11 protein-coding genes are annotated in these 18,025 nt (G+C 44.2%); 8 read left to right on the forward strand and 3 right to left on the reverse strand.

The features are described 5' to 3' along the window. Positions 1 to 165 precede the first annotated feature (165 nt). The gene (locus tag MMG82_RS13000) at positions 166 to 1,977 is read right to left on the reverse strand and encodes a PDZ domain-containing protein (protein ID WP_047538682.1); all 1,812 of its coding nucleotides are present in this window, start codon (positions 1,975 to 1,977) and stop codon (positions 166 to 168) included. A 140-nt stretch (positions 1,978 to 2,117) separates the two neighbouring features. On the opposite strand from MMG82_RS13000, the gene MMG82_RS13005 reads away from it, so the two are divergent. From MMG82_RS13005 to thrS, 6 genes are all read left to right on the forward strand, one after another. Further along, on the forward strand, positions 2,118 to 4,280 hold the full coding sequence (locus MMG82_RS13005; RefSeq protein WP_144375541.1) for a tetratricopeptide repeat protein: 2,163 nt from the start codon (positions 2,118 to 2,120) through the stop codon (positions 4,278 to 4,280). A 149-nt stretch (positions 4,281 to 4,429) separates the two neighbouring features. Further along, on the forward strand, positions 4,430 to 5,986 hold the full coding sequence (locus MMG82_RS13010) for a GGDEF domain-containing protein (RefSeq protein ID WP_037416573.1): 1,557 nt from the start codon (positions 4,430 to 4,432) through the stop codon (positions 5,984 to 5,986). A 56-nt stretch (positions 5,987 to 6,042) separates the two neighbouring features. After that, complete coding sequence (gene ppnN / locus MMG82_RS13015; RefSeq protein WP_241406942.1) at positions 6,043 to 7,398, forward strand: nucleotide 5'-monophosphate nucleosidase PpnN; 1,356 nt, start codon at positions 6,043 to 6,045, stop codon at positions 7,396 to 7,398. A 14-nt stretch (positions 7,399 to 7,412) separates the two neighbouring features. Continuing rightward, positions 7,413 to 8,195 carry a flap endonuclease Xni gene (xni, locus tag MMG82_RS13020; protein ID WP_047538689.1) on the forward strand — a complete coding sequence of 261 codons (783 nt, stop codon included), beginning with the start codon at positions 7,413 to 7,415 and terminating at the stop codon, positions 8,193 to 8,195. Positions 8,196 to 8,305: 110 nt separating this feature from the next. Beyond that, positions 8,306 to 8,734, forward strand: coding sequence for a DUF3192 domain-containing protein (locus tag MMG82_RS13025; protein ID WP_241406943.1), 429 nt, complete (start codon positions 8,306 to 8,308; stop codon positions 8,732 to 8,734). A 753-nt stretch (positions 8,735 to 9,487) separates the two neighbouring features. After that, complete coding sequence (gene thrS, locus MMG82_RS13030; RefSeq protein ID WP_241406944.1) at positions 9,488 to 10,687, forward strand: threonine--tRNA ligase; 1,200 nt, start codon at positions 9,488 to 9,490, stop codon at positions 10,685 to 10,687. Between the two features lie 557 nt (positions 10,688 to 11,244). On the opposite strand, the gene MMG82_RS13035 is transcribed toward thrS, so the two are convergent. After that, entirely contained in the window at positions 11,245 to 12,138 is an 894-nt protein-coding gene (locus tag MMG82_RS13035) for a LysR family transcriptional regulator (RefSeq protein WP_012089968.1), read from the reverse strand. Positions 12,139 to 12,199: 61 nt separating this feature from the next. Between MMG82_RS13035 and MMG82_RS13040 the strand changes: the two genes are divergently transcribed. Beyond that, entirely contained in the window at positions 12,200 to 13,081 is an 882-nt protein-coding gene (locus MMG82_RS13040; RefSeq protein WP_197062262.1) for an alpha/beta hydrolase, read from the forward strand. 701 nt (positions 13,082 to 13,782) lie between these two features. Here the strand turns inward: MMG82_RS13040 and MMG82_RS13045 are convergent. Further along, positions 13,783 to 16,599 (reverse strand): prolyl oligopeptidase family serine peptidase, encoded by a 2,817-nt coding sequence (locus MMG82_RS13045; RefSeq protein WP_047533335.1) that lies wholly within the window; start codon positions 16,597 to 16,599, stop codon positions 13,783 to 13,785. A 254-nt stretch (positions 16,600 to 16,853) separates the two neighbouring features. On the opposite strand from MMG82_RS13045, the gene MMG82_RS13050 reads away from it, so the two are divergent. Then, a complete protein-coding gene (locus MMG82_RS13050) occupies positions 16,854 to 17,864 on the forward strand; it encodes an isocitrate dehydrogenase (protein WP_037425822.1) in 1,011 nt (336 codons plus the stop codon). Positions 17,865 to 18,025 lie beyond the last annotated feature (161 nt).

Consider the following 18,025-nt stretch of genomic DNA (forward strand, 5'->3'; position numbering starts at 1 on the left):
CGTATTTGGCCAAGGCTCCTTCCTAGCCAATATTAGAAAAGTAAAAGGCGCCGCAGTTGGACTCAGTTCACTGCGGCGCCTTTTTAGTCTCTATGACTGAAGTAACACATTGGTAGTGATTCGAATAAGCCAACCTAAAGCCCACTCACTCAAATCGCAAACAAGTTAACTTTTCGTCAGCAGCTCACCCTTATTATCAAACGGCCAATCGATGCCCAGCCAAGCCTTGAAGAAGGCTTTTTGCTGTTTAGTCGCCTTCACATCGCCTTTGAGCACTAGCTTGCCGCTTTGTTTCTCACCTAAGGTTAACGCCACTTGCTTAATTTTATCGTTGTTAAATAAGGTGATTTCGACCTTATCACCCACTTTAAAGTCTTTGATGCGCTTATCAAATCCTTGAGCGGTCACCTTTAAGCCATTAATCGCGATAATCTCGTCTCCCGCCATGATACCAGCCTGCCAGGCGGGGCTATTACGCAATACTTGGGCAAGCACTAAAGAGCCATATTCGCTGCTTAAGGTCATGCCAGTGAAAGGCTCAGCTTTAGCGTCTTTACCGTAGGACATCACTAATCCGGCCTGAGACAACAGGCTTGAAAACTCAAGGCTCAGTGGACTATTCACATGACTTTGCCACCATGGGCCATAGTCCTTACCCGATAAGTCCTTCAGAATTTGCTGCACATCGGCCACAGTGTACCCCTTAGGTACGCGGTAATCCTGATAGAGTTTACGATGCACGTCGCGGTAAGAATGGGCAAGATTCGAATCCGTCAGCAGAGAGAAATCCAGCGCCAGTGAGGCTAAATAACCTTCGGAGTAAATATTCACACTGTGGTTAATCGCATAATCGCCGCCCGTACTGCTCCATTCGCCTAAACTTGCCTCGGCAACCGATTGAATTTCACGCCCAGGTGTCAGCTCGCTTTTTTCGATACGTTTGGCTAAGTCTTCTAAAAATTCTTTTGGCGTCATCACTCCTGCGCGCAGCAACAATTGCCCTTGGAAATAACTAGTTGATCCCTCGGCAATCCACAACAGTTCGGTCATGTTTTCATGCTGATAATCGTAGGGGACCAAACCTGCCGGACGATAGGCTTTAACGTTCCAAGTATGAATAAACTCATGGGACGCCGTGCTAATAAAGCGTAGGTAATCCTTACGCTCGCGAAAACTAAACCGCGGCAGTTGAATAACCGTCGAGTTTAAGTGCTCGGTCGCGCCGCCCGCACCGCTGGTGGCATGCACCATATAAACATAACGATCAAAAGGATAATCATCCCAGATCGCTTTAGCTTGGCCACTCAATGCGGTTAAGTCTTTCACCACCTTATCGGCATCGTAGTTGCCTTCACCCCAAAACACTAATTCATAGTCTTTGCCATTAGCACTAAATTTTTTGTGAGTACTCACCCCTGTTTCAATGGGGGAGTCAATTAGCACATCATAATTAGGTGCAATAAATGAATGCGCCATTTTGCCTGACGACATGCCCGAATAACTCTGCCAGTTTTCGGGCACGGTTAATTGTACTGCTACTGGGTCTTCTCGAAATTGCGGGCTATACATTAATACGCCACTGGCATCGAGATAAGCATGGCTTGAATCAATATGACGCACGCGCTGGCCTAATTCATTGGCGTAAAGTTGATAACTCACGGTTACATTGGTTGGATTATCTAAGGCTATTTTCCACTCGCCACTAGCACTGCGTTTCCATGGGAGTGGATTGCCCTTACTGTCTTTTGCCGTGAATAAACGCACGCCATCAGATAGTGGTAACACTTGGTATTTACCCGTACGCCACACAGGAAGATTAACCGTTAACTCACCTGCTTTAGCTTCGGGAAACGTTACACTCACCTGTGCAAGATGATGTTGGGGTTGGCTTAAATCAATTTTGTAATCCACATCGGCAAATACGTTAGCCGACCCTAATACACTTAATGCCAAAATAGATAATCTATTGGGTTTCACTCTGACTTCCTTCCGTCTTCTGTTATTATGCTTCTTATATTTTTTCCAAGTATAACAAGTCGATGTAGCATCCTCATTAGGCGCTAACAAAAGCTAACAAAATAAGTTCCTTGACTTAGGGAATATAGGGCCACCTACACATGCATAAACTCATTGTTATTTTCGTGACCTTGTTAATATCTATTTCTTTTCAAACATTGGCGGTTGATCTTGAGGCTGAAGAAATAGAATTGCGTGAAACGCCACAAAAAATGTATGACAGGCTTAATCAGTCGATTTCTTTTCCTATCACCTTTAAGAACCGTGAACAATTCGAACGAGCAGCCCAAGAACAGGGCTACAGCAGTGATGAGTTTGAGCACATACTGCAACTCCTCGCACGGTTAAATCTGGAACCCAATGTCAAAACCAAGGTGGGTTTTCAAGACGCAAACAACTTAATCGAACTTCTGGCAAGCATAGCGCAAACGCCCTTCGAGCAAGCCACCGTCGCCATGCTAAAGGGGCGCTATATCGGCCGCACCGAACAAAAATACCAAGAAGCGATCGCTTTTTATAACGAAGCACTGACACAGATCAGCGAAAGCGTTGATATTGAGTCTATGCTGCTAAAACATACCATCCATGAACATTTAGGTGGCATGCACTTGGTTATTCGCCAAGATGTACCTGCACTAATGCATTTTCACACTTATCGCGATATTGCTTATAAGCTCAGAAACGACTACCTCATCGCGGCTGCCGAATCGAAACTAGGGCACTACTATAATAAAAATCAACAACTAACCAAATCATTGCAACATTATAGTGAAGCGATTCGACTATCAAATCGCTCCAATTATCCGTCAATGAAAACGCATCTTCAGTTACAACTCGCTAAGGTGTATCGTGATTTAAAACAATGGGATGAAGCGTTAAAAAATGCCCACGAAGCCGCAGCAGGATTTAAAAAGCTAGGCAACGATACTTATCTTTCCAGCTGTATGACAGTTATTGCCATGGTGTATGGTGAGCAAGGGGATTGGAACCGCGCCATTGACTACTACCTTAATGCTCAGCAACTCGATGCTAAACGCGGTAATTACATCGCTCAAGGGCTTAATTTCCACAATTTAGGTCAAGCTTATTCGCATCTTAATGATGATGTGAATGCACTTAAGTATTTGTTGATGGCTAATAAAATATTCACTGAAAAACAAAGCCATCATTACTTGGTCTATAACGAATTACTGATTGGTGAAATTGCTCAAGGTAAGCAAGATTGGCCGTTGATGATGGGGCATGCTGAAAACGCTTTAGCGTTGGCGACAGATTTAAATCTACCAGAGGAGCAAAAATCAGCACTGACACAAATCGCCCTTTCGGCAGAAAAACAGCAAGATCAAGCCAAAGTGATCAACACACAAAAAAAGATTATTGAGTTAAACAACTCATTAAAAGACACTGCTAAAGATCCTGGCGTCACTGCTTCAGTCCTTGCTGAACAGCAGCTCAAGTTAGAACTCAATATGATTCAAAGCAAGTTAAATGATGCCATTCAAACCGCTAAGGATACTAATCAATTCCTGGCATTTAGTGGTCTTATCATAACCTTGTTGGTGATAGCAGTTATCTTCTTGCTAAATCAACGACGCAAGAGCAAACAGCAAAACGCATCGCTGCTTCAATTAAGCTTAGAAGAACCTTTTACCCATCATAAGGGATATGCTGCACTATTAAACGATCTGACGCTAAACCCGCCTAGCACTCAAACCACTGCGCTAGCTTTAATTGAATTTCGCGACCATATATCGACTGACCTCAATCACGGCCAATATTTTGCCAATACTATGACCCGTCAGCTCACAAACCATATTAGCCATAGTCTGTTTATGCCCGTCTATGTGATCCGCCAAGGCTTATTTGCGGTCAGGTTTACTGAGGCCGTAGAACCACAGCAAGTGTTAACACAACTTCAACAGCAATTCGATAAACAAGCATTTACGCCTAGTTTCAATCTCGGCTTTATCAATTTGCCCCTGCTTGCCAAAGCGGAGATTAACATTGCCCCCAAATTGCTGTTTGAAACCGTGCAAATGGCGCTCGCTGGTGCACGAAGTTTGCCAAATGACACTTGCTATTATGTGAGTCTCAGAGCATTAGATTTTGTACCACCGACACTGTTTGCCGACCCGCTGTTTTTGCACTTAGAGAAAGGTATTGAACGCGGCCTGATCCGAGTCGAGACGAATGCGATAAAGGAAGATATTGTATGGCCTTGCTGGGAAAATAACCAAAATCGGCATTTGTTAGAAAATATTTGATCAATATCGACAATTAATCACTATCGTACAAGCAAAGCAATTTGCACTCTACGACCATTGTTATAACATTAGAAGCATATGAGTTAAACGCTAATCTGGACAGAGGACGTCTTGCTTGTTAGCCCTGCAGAGTTAGGAAAATACTCCGGATGAAGGATTCCAACGCGACTGTTACACAACTTGCATTACTTCAACAGAAACTTCATTCGGCAAAACTTGCCCTCGATGAAGTCAATGAAGATAGAAATGCTAAGTTACAAACTTTACTCCAATTTATTGGTCATTTAAGTCTTGCCTGCAAAGGTCAAAACTTAGAATTGGATAATAAGCTTGCCAAACTTCGCCATAACTTAAATACCTTTGAGCGAGTCGATGAAGCCCTACCTGAATTGGTCGATGTTGAACGCCTATTAAAAGGCCAATACCACCACGTAATGGTACAACTTGAAGAAAGTCGCGCAGGGCTTGCACAGGTCGTCCGCCAAATTCAACGGGTTAACTCTGTACCAGAAAAGCTCAAAAAAGAAATTAACTACTTTAAGCAAGATCTCGCTAAACCGTTCCATACGGTGTGGGAGTACATTCCTAAAGTAAAACAAATTATCGGCTTCTACGACACAATCCTACAGCAACAGTTTAATGAAACTGAAAAGTTAGATGTGTTACCAAAGCACAGACAACTCGCCCATGAGTTGGCACAAATGATCTCGGAAATTGAATTCCGTAAAGATCAACGCGATCAAGTGCTTGTCATTAAAGAAATGCTAGCATCCGATATTGAAATCGATAATTTACTGGAGGCTTATCAAACGATTTTATCCCTGCTGCTCGATAATATTGCACGGGAAAAATCCGCCTCTCAGGAATTTCTCTACGCCTTAAACGATGCCTTAGCAGCAGTGCGGGAAGTCGTTAGTGAATCCTATAATCACAACCAGCGTAGTTTCCAACTCAAAACCCAGCTTAATCGTGAAATCAATTCTCGAGTCGATAATGTGGGTGAAGCCATTATCGATACCGACGATATTGTCGACCTCAAAGCACGTTTAACCGAACAGCTCAATTCGATTCGCTCCGCACTCGCCCGCAAAGAAGCCTTAGAACAACGGGAGCAAGCCTTACTGCGTAAATCGATGGAAACCATGCGCAAAGAGCTTAACGAGCTGAGCAACGAGGCCAATACCTATAAAGAACGACTTTTCGAACAACAAAAGCTCAATCTGCTGGACAGCCTAACTCAATTACCTAACCGTGCCGCCCTAGAAGAACGCATGGAGCTTGAGTATCGCAATTATCAACGTCATAAATCTCCGCTATGGATTGCGATTGCAGATATCGATCACTTTAAGAGCATCAATGACAGTTTTGGCCACAGTACCGGGGACAAAACCCTACAGGTCATCGCCATGGCATTAAAAAATTCTTTACGGGATACCGAGTTTGTCGCCCGCTACGGCGGTGAAGAATTTGTGCTCATTTTGCCAGATATTGACGATAACGATATCGCTCAACTTTTAAACAGAGTTAGAGAAAAAGTAAAAAATATTCCATTTAAATTTAAAAATCAGCGGATTACAGTTACAGTATCTATAGGGGCTGCACGAGTCATGGGCAATGAGCTCATACACGAAACCTTTGAGCGCGCCGATGCAGCACTCTACAAAGCAAAACATGAAAGCAGAGACAGGGTCGTGATTGACGTATAACTAAGTCAGACTATACGTCGCTTCTTATCACTCCTGTCGATACGAAGGAGTGATAAATGATAGTAAAAGTCAGCCCTAAGGGCAGCATGGATCAGCTTTCACAACTTGAAGTTGATCGCCTCAAAAAAAGCGCCAAAAGCGCCCTATATCAACTGTATCGTAACTGCTCACTCGCGGTACTCGCCGCGGGTTTAAAGACCGACAATTCTAAAGCACTATTCGAGCAATATCACGACTTCGACATCAATGTACTGCAACGTGAACGCGGGGTTAAGCTCGAGCTTATCAATCCACCGGAACAAGCCTTTGTTGATGGCCAAATTATCATTGGGATCCAAGAGCATTTATTTTCGGTGCTCAGAGATATTCTCTACATCAGCGACAAATACGACACCCTAAAACATATCAATTTAACAAATGCTAGCCACATTACTAACGTCGTGTTTGATATTTTGCGTAATGCCCGCGCCATTGCGCCCATGAAAGATCCTAATGTAGTGGTTTGCTGGGGCGGACACAGCATTAATGCCATCGAATACCAATATACCCGTGAAGTCGGTTATCAACTCGGCCTAAGGGAATTAGATATTTGCACTGGTTGCGGCCCTGGCGCAATGGAAGGCCCGATGAAGGGCGCAGCGATTGGTCACTCTAAACAACGGATTAAAAATGCTCGTTATATTGGTCTCACTGAGCCAAGTATTATCGCCGCCGAGCCGCCTAACCAAATCGTTAACGAGTTGGTGATCTTGCCCGATATCGAAAAACGCCTAGAAGCGTTTGTACGCTTAGGTCACGGCATTATTATCTTCCCCGGCGGTGCGGGTACAGCCGAAGAACTGCTGTATATACTGGGGATTTTGCTCAATAAAGAAAACCAACAAACGCCCTTCCCACTGGTATTAACTGGCCCCAGCGAAAGCGCAGATTATTTTATTAAAATTGATGAGTTTATCGCTGCAACCTTAGGGCCTGAAGCGCAACAAAAATACCAAATCATTATTGATAATCCTTCCGAAGTCGCTCGGGTGATGAAGCAAGGCATGGAGCAAGTGAAAAACCATCGCCGTGCCACAGGAGATGCTTACCAATATCAATGGGGGCTAAAAATTGAGCCAGAATTTCAACTGCCCTTCACTCCCACCCATGAGGTAATGGCAAACTTAAATTTACATTTTCAAACCAACAAAGCGGAGCTTGCAGCCAACCTGCGCAAAGCCTTTTCGGGTATCGTAGCGGGTAATGTAAAATCTGACACCATCAAGCAAATTGAGCAATTAGGTCCCTTCCACATTAAAGGGGATCCGCATTTAATGGAGTTGATGGATAATTTGCTGGGGGCCTTTGTCGCCCAGCATAGGATGAAACTGCCGGGAAGCGCTTATGTTCCCTGCTATCAAATCGTGAAGTAAAACAAAAACCGCCAATGAATAAGTTTTTAATTATCGATGGTCTCAACTTAGTCCGCCGGATTTATGCGGCGATCCCAGATGAGAACGATATGGACAGTTTAACGGAGCGTGTGAGTGTCGCCTGCACTAAACTGCTGCGCATTCACCACCCAACCCATGTCGCTATCGTCTGGGATGGGGATGAGATCTCTTGGCGTAAACAGCTCTACCCTGATTATAAAAAGGGCCGTAAACCTATGCCTGAGCCACTGGCGGCGGGCTTAACGGCATTGCAAGAACACCTTAACAGTTTACAAATCCAATCAATTTATGCCGCTGCTGAGGCCGATGATGTTATCGCCACCCTTGCAATGAAAACCGCCAAAGCCCAAGGTGAAGCCATTATTGTGTCGACGGATAAAGGTTTTAGCCAACTCAATCATCCGCGGATCAGCCAGTGGGATCACTTTAATCAGCAATATCTCAACATCGCTGAGCTTGAACAAAAACTGGGAGTCGATCGCAACCAATTTCTCGATTTAATGGCACTGGCTGGTGATAGCGGCAATAAAATCCCCGGTATCGCAGGTATTGGCCCTAAATCGGCCGCCGAGTTACTCCGAACCTTTAGAACCTTAGCGACACTGTTTTCCTCTTTGTCCAATCTCGGCGCCAAACAAGCAAAAAAATTGGCAGAAGGCCGAGATATAGCACGCCTCAGTTATAAGTTAGCCCAACTACAAACCGATTTACCCTTAAACATCAACTTAAAAGATTTTCGGGTCAATAGCCCTATTCATACGCCACCCGTCGACTAGCGCCTCTTGTTAACACTAAGTTGCAATAAAGCCGTTTACCTCAGGTCATCAAAGGCGTATTTTATTCATTTGCCAAATAACACATTGGATATGCAAAGGAATTAGATTCAATGAAATCAAAAACCTCGGTTATTATTGGTAGCATATTTGCCGCCTATGTCGCCTTCGTCGCCGTAGTGGTGCTCGTATATGAGCCCACTCCAGATGAAATGGATTGGGAAGATAGGCAAGTCTATAACAGCCAGAAATTAAACGATTTAACACTCGGGCAAGATATTTCCGCCGTCAAAACCCTATTTGGTAAGGCCGATTTTACAGAGGCCAAATCCCTTAAGGATAGCCAGCTACAAGTGCTCTTTTATCGTACTCACCATGAAAAATCCGATGGCGTGACCAGCAAAGAAGAATGCACCCCGCTGATTTTTAAAGACAATAAACTCGTGGCCTGGGGCGATGATACCTATAAACAGTATCTCGAAGCCGGCACAGATATTGTTAGACGCACCGCCAAAGAGGTCGAAAGCTCAAGCAAAAATTGATTTTGCTCTGATATCACCATCATCCCTAAGCTAAATATCAAAAGCTTATTAAGCTATTTCCAAAAATGGCAATGTAAATCAATACATTGCCATTTATGTTACAGAACAGCTTGAAAGCGAGAGAACTTTATCGTCAGGTGTGCGTCATTTTCCCCTGTGACACGCCACCCTGTTATTTCACAAGAAGCATCCATAAGGGCTCTACTAAAACCTAGATGTTTTAAAAGGTCACAGGTACAACAATGCCAATCCTAACTATCCCTCTAGCGGTCGTTCAGCTAAAAAGCAATTGCCCCTTTTCAATTTATCTGCGACTCAAGTTGTACTGTTCGGTGCTGTGGGGTTGACCTAATTTTAGTAATGATCCACATAGTATTCAGGTTCATTTGCGACTCGACATGACGAACTCGAAACTCAATACATTGCTCTAAAAAGTGATCCAACGGCCCCAATGCCTGATGACTTAGCAGAATGGCTTGATGTGCTATGCCTCTATGTTTTATGGGAGGCAGTGACTAGAAGCTAACGCGATACTCTGTATTTCTAAACAAAATGCTTGCCGCGATAGCGATGATTTGTTATTACTGGCGCATGAACAAAATATACGCAAGCGCAATTAACACCACCACTACCACCACGAGAATTCTCGGGGGGTAGTTTTTTGCGTCTTTAAAAAAACCCTCTGAGCGATATCGCCAGAGGGTTTTTTTATACCTTGGTTTTGTATTTCGCTCAGATTTAACTCAGGAGAGAATGATGAAAACACATCGCGAAATTGCAGAACAACTTGACCTGTTTCACTCCGAACCACAGGCACCAGGCATGATTTTTTGGCACCCAAATGGCTGGGCATTATTCCGAGATATTCAAGAGCACATGAGGCGCGTGTATCGCCGCAATGGTTTTGAGGAGGTGAACACGCCTGTTTTTATGAAGAAGGCGTTATGGCAAACGTCTGGGCATATGGACATGTTTGCAGAGAACATGTTTTTCGGTGGCGGAAAGGAAAACATCGATGAATATGTGTTAAAGCCCATGTCTTGTCCTGCCCATATTTTGCTGTTTAAGCGCGGAGTACATAGCCATAGAGATTTGCCACTGCGACTATTTGAGTTTGGCTTGGTGCACCGTAATGAATCCTCTGGCTCGTTAAATGGTTGCCTGCGCGCACGCCAGTTCACTCAGGATGATGCCCATGTTTTTTGCTGTTGGTCTCAGGCAGAGGAGGAGATACGTGGTTTTCTTCAACGGGCAAAACAGGTTTATGCTGATTACGGCTACCATAATTTAGACGTAAAAATATCGACTAAACCTGAGAAGGCATTAGGCAGCGATGAGCAATGGTGCCGAGCACAAAAGCTATTGGATTCAGCCTGTCAGATTGAGGGTTTCGATGCCGAGTATCAAGCTGGTGAAGGGGCTTTCTATGGTCCTAAAATTGAACTGTCACTGACAGATCCTATGGGAAGACGCTGGCAGTGTGGCACTATCCAGTTTGATTTTAATTTGTCTGAAAGATTCGATGTTCACTACATCAATGAACAAGGGGAATGCGAACGGCCAGTGATTATGCACCAAGCTATGTATGGCTCTATCGAGCGTTGGCTAGGGATTCTCTTGGAAGTCTCACAGGGTAACCTGCCGGATTGGTTGCATCCTGTACCTGTTGCTATTGCCTCAGTAAATGAGTCAAACAGCCAATTTGTCCGTCAGTTAGTCGAACTATGTTTAGCACGAGAGATGCGAGTGCTGGTTGATATCAGCCAAAACTCAGTTGCTCGCAAAATGAAACGGTTTCACAAACAAAAAGTGCCTTATATCTTAACGGTTGGGGATAAGGAGGAGGCTGAACATAGGGTTTCAGTTAAGTGCCGTAAAGATAACGTTATTACTCACGTCCCTCTTTCTGAATTAGCTGATTATCTCGCGGATAAACTAGTGCGCAAACAATAGCCTAAGGAAGGTGGTGTTTGTTATCTAAGGCTAGCTATGGATCCCATCGCTAGCCTTTTATTCATTTTGTTACTTTGTCTAATAGTACTCTAAATAACTGATCCTAATAGTGCTACATTCTGCCGGAATCCATGTGGCGTAAGGCATGCGTGTAATCTGGCACCAAAGCCTGAAGTAACAAGACTCAGCGCACGATGCATGTTCCGTATCCCTTATAGAAACCTTACGAGTGCAGTGATCTACTATTCGGAACAGCTATTTAGTTCATTAAAGGAGTCGTGAAACTGTTGATGTGGTTAGTTTTCAATTTGATTTGCTGTAGACGCTACTTTTATTAGCAGATAACTTTTGCCCCAAAGCTTGCCACGGCGAGAAGGCTAGCTCTTGCTTGGTCTGATAGTTAGAGATACATAAAGTAATGGATACCCAAAAGTATGACCTGACCATGAGGGAGTTCAAAAATCGTTACTGTGAATCATACTTGCCTAGTCTGATTCACGCGCGAACGCGATCATTTTTCATGAGCTTTGGGCTAACAAAGCTTTGCCCAAAGTGAGTTATGCATTTACCTGCTGACGCATAAAATTCACCAGTAACATTATAAGATGAGTATGAAAGGTGATGGAACGATGATGGATATATATGGTTAACGGTGCTAATTGACAATCTAAATGCTGTTCAATCAACAGACCTCGATTCAACTCCTCAGTACAAAAAACTTTAGGTAACGCAACGAAACCTAATCCGCGCATCGCTGAAGCTTTAGCAATGAAACCACCATCAACATTTACTTTCGATTCTACTTCTAATGATTGCGTACTGCGTTTATCTGACGTTTGGAATATCCAAGGATTGCCACCAAAGGCCTTGTAGCTCGATATGCATGGAATAATTCGTAGATCCTCAATGGTCTTCGGCGTTCCATATCTTTCAAGACAAGCAGTGGAAGCAACAATCACACTTTCCCATTCACATAGAGGCTTAGACACCCAATCACTTTCATCTAGTCTACCTCGTTCAAAGCTAATGATAATGTCAGGGTCATTATTGAGTGCACTCTCCATCGAGGTGCTGTGTTCACAAAAAAGAGAAATATTAGGATAGTGGTAAGCAAAGTCGGCAAGGATATCGCCGATAAATGGGATGTCAGGTGTGCTTAATCGAATACTACCGTTTGTCAATTGAGTCGATGCGCTAATACTCTGCAATGCATGATTTAACTGGCGAAGAGGAGCTTGGATCTCACGGTAAAGCATTTCACCATTCGGCGTTGGAGTGACTTTCCGTGTTGTTCGATAAAACAGCTTATTGCCAATTTCAGTTTCAAGTAATTGCACATGCCTACTGACTGTTGAACTTGGAATGAGTAAACGCTCAGATGCCTTGGTAAAACTGCTCTGTTCGTACACAGAAATAAACGAGTATAGCCAAGCGTTGTCTATTCGATCCATTTTCATTATCCCATAAATTCAATTTCTTAATCCAATATTAAGCTATTTATCTGGATAATTCATGGGGTATAGTAATAAAGACTTAGCGAGACAAATAAATATGAATAATACAAATCAAATGATTTTTGAACGTGATGGCTATCAACTCAAGGTAGAGCAGTTTGGTCAAGGCCCAAACCTACTTGTGATTGGTTGTGTCGACTATTACAAGAAAGTTATGCCACAGACATTACACAATCATTTTACCTGTCTGTATCTAGACCACCGAGGTTTTGCCTTACATGATGGTGTTGATAGCCCTATAAATTTGGAGGTAATTTCTAGCGACATTGAGCATATCTGTCAGCATCTCAATATCAAGAGTGCCTCTGTGTTCGGACATTCAGGACATGCGTATATGGCTATTCACTTTGCAAACCAGACAAGCCTTATTATTGATAAAGTCATTGTAGTTGGTGCTGCACCAAGTTTATCGAGGGGCATGCAAGAAAAACAGTTCGCCCATTGGTCCCAAAATGCATCTGAAGAGCGACGGAAGTTACTAGAAAAAAATATGGCAATGCTTGAGAGCGACATTACTAATGAACCTGAACGAAAGTTTGTTCATATTTGTCGAAGATTAGGTCCTATGAGATGGGCTGATCCAAAATTTGATGAATTGGAACTTTGGATGGGAGTAGAAACTAATACGGTATTACTTGATAAACTATGGGGTGAACTATTTCGCGATATAGACCTAACTATATTGTCAAATAACCTAAACTTGACAGTGATTAATGGCTCATTAGATTTCAGTATTGCACCGTTGCATACATGGCAATGCTTCAAGTCAGCATTTAAGTCACTCAAGTTGATAGAGTTAAAAGGTGTATCTCACACTCCGATGCTTGAGTGCCCAGAAAAGTTCGTTGATACGATGGCGAAGATTCAAAGAACGCGCTGAAATTGTGAATTGGAAGGTTACGCACATCAATGCGATATCACATGTGAATTTATTCCTAAATTGGATTACTTTGCTTAATTCATTCTGTTCCAAAACTGAGCCCGTGAATCACTCTACACCAGACTGATTCACGCGAGCCGCTAAACCCCGTCCCAATCCCCCGTTTGCGGCTATTCTGGGACGGTTTTTTAATCAAATCTCCAGAGAACTGATTCATGCCCCTGTTATGCGTATTCCGACTGGAGATATTGAGTATTGGTTGGTTTGTTGCCAAACGAAGCATTGCTATTAGAAGAGCTAATCCGAATCAGGCTAAGAAGGGTGAATAATCTAGCAAGGTTTTGTCCCTTTGCTTTTTACGTCCATATCGCAAATGGGTAGTTAAAATTGGCATTGGGGTACCAGTGACCGTTGGCGACATGGATGTCGCCGTCGAGCCTATAGGGATATATTCACGGCGAGTCACTGGGGAAACAATGACAATAAACTCCATAAATAGATAAAAAGATTAATCGCTTTTGTCCCAAAGCGAGACACATATTTCTTTAAAACATACAGACTACGCTAATGCTAAACAGGTGAGCCATGGTAATTCCAAGGGGATAAAAGGACTACTTCAATGAGCTAGCTCGCGCCGTTTTTGCCATAAAAAACGCCACCTTACGGTGGCGTTTGCTTATAGATAAACCTAAAACAGACGATTACTCATCATCGGCTTTATATTCGACATAGGCTTCGCCTTGGCTTAACCAGGCTGGCGCGGGTTTGCCTTTAAGATAATGGTCGAAGTATTCCATCATCCGAATGCTGTAATCGAGCTTATTAGGGTATTTCTTCAGATGATGTGGCTCATCTTCATATTGTAAAAACACCACATCTTTACCCGCACGGCGCATCGCCAAGTACATTTCAACACCCTGCTCCCAAGGCACTGCATCGTCTTTATCGCCAAACATGATCATCAATGGTGTTTTAATGCGATCGGCATAAAACACGGGCGAGTTCTCAATGTATTTTTGTGGCGCTGCAAATAAACTTGCACCTATGCGGCTTTGGCCTGTTTCGTATTGGAATTGGCGTGCAATGCCGGTGCCATGGCGAATACCGCTGTAGGCGCTGGTCATATTCGCCACTGGCGCCCCCGCCACCGCGGCTTTAAACATCTTAGTTTGGGTGATGGCAAAGGCCGTTTGATAACCACTCCAAGAATGTCCTTGTAAACCAATGGCGTTAGCATCGGCAACGCCCATATCGATAAGCTTTTGCACGCCCGAGGTCAATGTTTGTACTGAGCTGGCACCGGGATAACCAATATCGAAACGAATATCCGGCAAAAATACCGCATAACCGTTATTCACATACCAAGCGAAGTTAGGTCTGTGGTTAACCTTCATTTGCGGAAAGGCATGCAGTCTGTCGGTCATCAATTCATAGTAGTACACCAGCACAGGATAACGCTCGCCCGCTTGATAGTTGGTCGGTTTTATCAACACACCATCGAGGGGTTTACCATCACCATTGATCCAATGCACTAATTCAGCTTGGCTCCAATTAAAAGCTTGGCGCTGCTTATCAAAATCGGTTTGCTTCACTGCTTGTTGTGGCGCTTGATAGCTTGCGGTGTATAAATCGGGGAAGAGATCAAATCGCTCCTTAGAAAATACCAAGGTATCGGCATCTTTACTGCGCCCAAGCACAGTTAATTTATACTCGCCTTCCATCAGGGTCTTAACGCCCGCTTCGCCAAGGGTCGCTTGATAAAAACCATCGGCCTTAGTCTTGTCGCTGTAACCATGCAGCAGCACAGTAGCGTTGTAGGCAAGCGTCGTTGGCTCATCGGGATTATCAACTAAGCCTTCAACACGATATTGAATTTTTTGAGCGCGTCCCTGCCCTGCTGTTAAGGCAAAGCCCGTTTTCGATGCGGTGTTAAACTGCCACACATCGAATTTATCGTAGACGAGGAAGCCGGCATCGTCCTTAAGCCAAGGGCCAAAACCATAACCCGGCGCATTGGAGGGAGAATCATGATCTTCATCGGCAAAACTCACCTTTAAAGACTGGGTCAGATTAGTGCGGCGACCTTCGGCAATATCGTATAAATACACATGACCTTGCTGATAATAGGCCACATATTTACCGTCGCCCGATAAGCTTGGCTCAGCATCACTGGGTTGTTGGGTTAACAGCGGCAACTTGCGACCCGTATTGATATCCACCAAATAATAATCTTGATAGAACCCAGCCCAAGTGATCATCTTGCGATAGGGTAAGTCAGAGCTTGCCAGCATAAAACGCTTATGCTGTGACAGGGTGACATCCGGCACCGTTTTATCGCCAAGCTGCACCACATTGTTAGAGCCTAAATGCAGTACCGCTAAATAAGTACGCTTTTGCTCTGCCTCATATTGCTTAATTTCATGGGGTTTAATCCGCGAATCGTCCCCATGCCAGACTTTAAGCCCGCGCTGGCCAGTCACAATCTCTTTATCATAAAGATCTTTTTCTTCAGCTATTTTCTTCAAGCTAAGCTGCTGGCTCACCTCGGGCACGCGGCCAAAGAAGAGTCGCTCACTGTCTAGCGAGAAGTTTAAACTGGCGTAACGGTTTAACGTCCACTCTTTGGTGTTTGGCACAGGGCGAATTTTGCCCGAAGCGATATCGACTAGGCTTAGCTGATAGCTGCGGCCATAGGGTAATTCACTCGCATCTCCTTGAGTAAAGGCCAGCCAGCGACCATTTTTCGACAGTGAAACCGCACCGATTTGTTGGGTTTGAGACTCAAATGCCGTTGATTTTTTGTAGTTTTTCAAATCAATTAGTTGCAATTGATGTTGCTTTGCTTCGATATCATTAACCGCGACGGCCAAGCGGCGACTGTCTTTATCAAACTGATAGGCGGTCACATGCTCCAGATCCACCCGCTGCGAAGGCGAAGATAGATTCACTAAGCTAAAACGACGGCCTTGGTCGAACTTATCAATCTTCACCTTTTCGGCTTTGGGCTTATCATCAGTGCCTTCGGTTTTCTCTTTGGTGTCTTTCTTGGCCTCTTCGTCGGCTTCAAACCAAATGGCTAAATGCGCGCCATCGTCGCTAAAGACAAATTCTTTTACCCGTTCAAATTTGGTTTGCGTGCCCGTTTGGGTATCGAGCAACACCATATCGGCCTTAAGCTTTTTCTTAGCTTTAGCATCGCTGGTTTCAACTTTAAGCAAACTAGGCTTAACCGCCATCGCCACATAACGGCCAGTGTGACTCACGATAGGATCTGAGCCGCCTTCAATCTGAAAGTCTTTTCCTGATTGCAGATTTTTAATTAAACCATGGCTATCGCCACGATCCGGCGCCACCTCTACCGCTAGCACTTGACCATTGTCAGCGATAACGGGCTTTTCGAGGGACTCAAAATGCATGATGTCGTTTAGGGTAAGCGGTTTAGTGCTAGTTTCAGCATGGGCATGCGGCAATATTCCGAGGGATAACAGCACTAGCGATGTGATAGGTAATAACTTCAATGTCTTCCTCTTTTATGTAGTTGTTAGACTAAAGTAGACTTTTTTAACCATTGGCTCTCCATCATCGTTATAACCCAGTATTTTTACAAGTTTTACCCAATAAAAAATCGTGATATTGCTCACTAATTCCTGTGAAGTTTGACCAAACACGGTTAAAATAATAGGGAGAAAAAATACCAAATTCATAGTCATGTTACCCGGCTGATCCCGGGTCGGACAATTGCAGTAACGACGAACCGTGGAAGGACTTCTCCATGTCAAAAAGAACGATAACCGTAATTCCAGGTGATGGAATTGGCCCAAGTATTATTGATTCAGCCTTAAAAATTCTTGATAAAGCTGGTTGTGATTTTGAATATGAATTTGCCGATGCAGGCTTAACCGCTCTCGAGAAGCAAGGCGAACTACTTCCGCAGCGTACTTTAGAACTGATCGAAAAAAACCGTATCACCCTGAAAGGCCCGCTAACTACGCCTGTAGGCGAAGGTTTTACCTCTATCAACGTGACATTACGTAAGAAATTCGGCCTGTACGCGAACGTGCGCCCAGTGTTGTCTTTCAAAGGCACTCAAGCCCGTTATGAAAACATTGATATCATCACAGTGCGTGAAAACACCGAAGGCATGTACTCAGGCCACGGTCAAAAGGTTTCTGAAGACGGCAGCACCGCAGAAGCGACCAGTATCGTCACTCGCCAAGGCGCTGAGCAAATCGCGACCTTCGCTTACGAACTGGCCCGTAAAGAAAACCGCAAGAAAGTCACTATCGTGCACAAAGCAAACATCATGAAGTCAACTTCAGGTCTGTTCCTGAAAGTGGCCCGCGAAGTGAGCCTACGATACCCAGACATCAAAACCGAAGAAATGATCGTCGATGCGACTTGCATGAAGTTAGTGATGAACCCAGAAAACTTCGACGTCATCGTAACCACCAACCTGTTTGGTGACATTCTGTCGGATCTGTGTGCCGGTTTAGTCGGTGGTTTAGGTATGGCACCCGGCGCCAACATTGGCCGTGATGCAGCGATTTTCGAAGCGGTTCACGGCAGCGCGCCAGATATCGCAGGTAAAAACCTCGCTAACCCAACCTCAGTGATCTTAGCCTCTATCCAAATGCTGGAATACTTAGGCATGGCTGATAAAGCCGACATGATCCGTAAAGCCGTATCGGCAGTGATTGAAGAAGGCGACCGTACGACTCGCGATTTAGGCGGCACCCACGGTACGACTGACTTCACTCAAGCGGTGCTTGACCGTCTGTCATAATCGCTTTGCGCGAAACAAAAAACGCACCCTAGGGCTGTCTCTCATACACAAATCCCTGAACAATGCTCAGGGATTTTTTTTGAACTCATTCCCCGCATTGTGATCAGATCGTCTAGGGCTAAATATTCGAGGCGATTATGATGAAGATGATGGATCCAGAG

Source organism: Shewanella sp. MM_2022_3, from assembly GCF_022557375.1.
Classification (GTDB): domain Bacteria; phylum Pseudomonadota; class Gammaproteobacteria; order Enterobacterales; family Shewanellaceae; genus Shewanella; species Shewanella xiamenensis.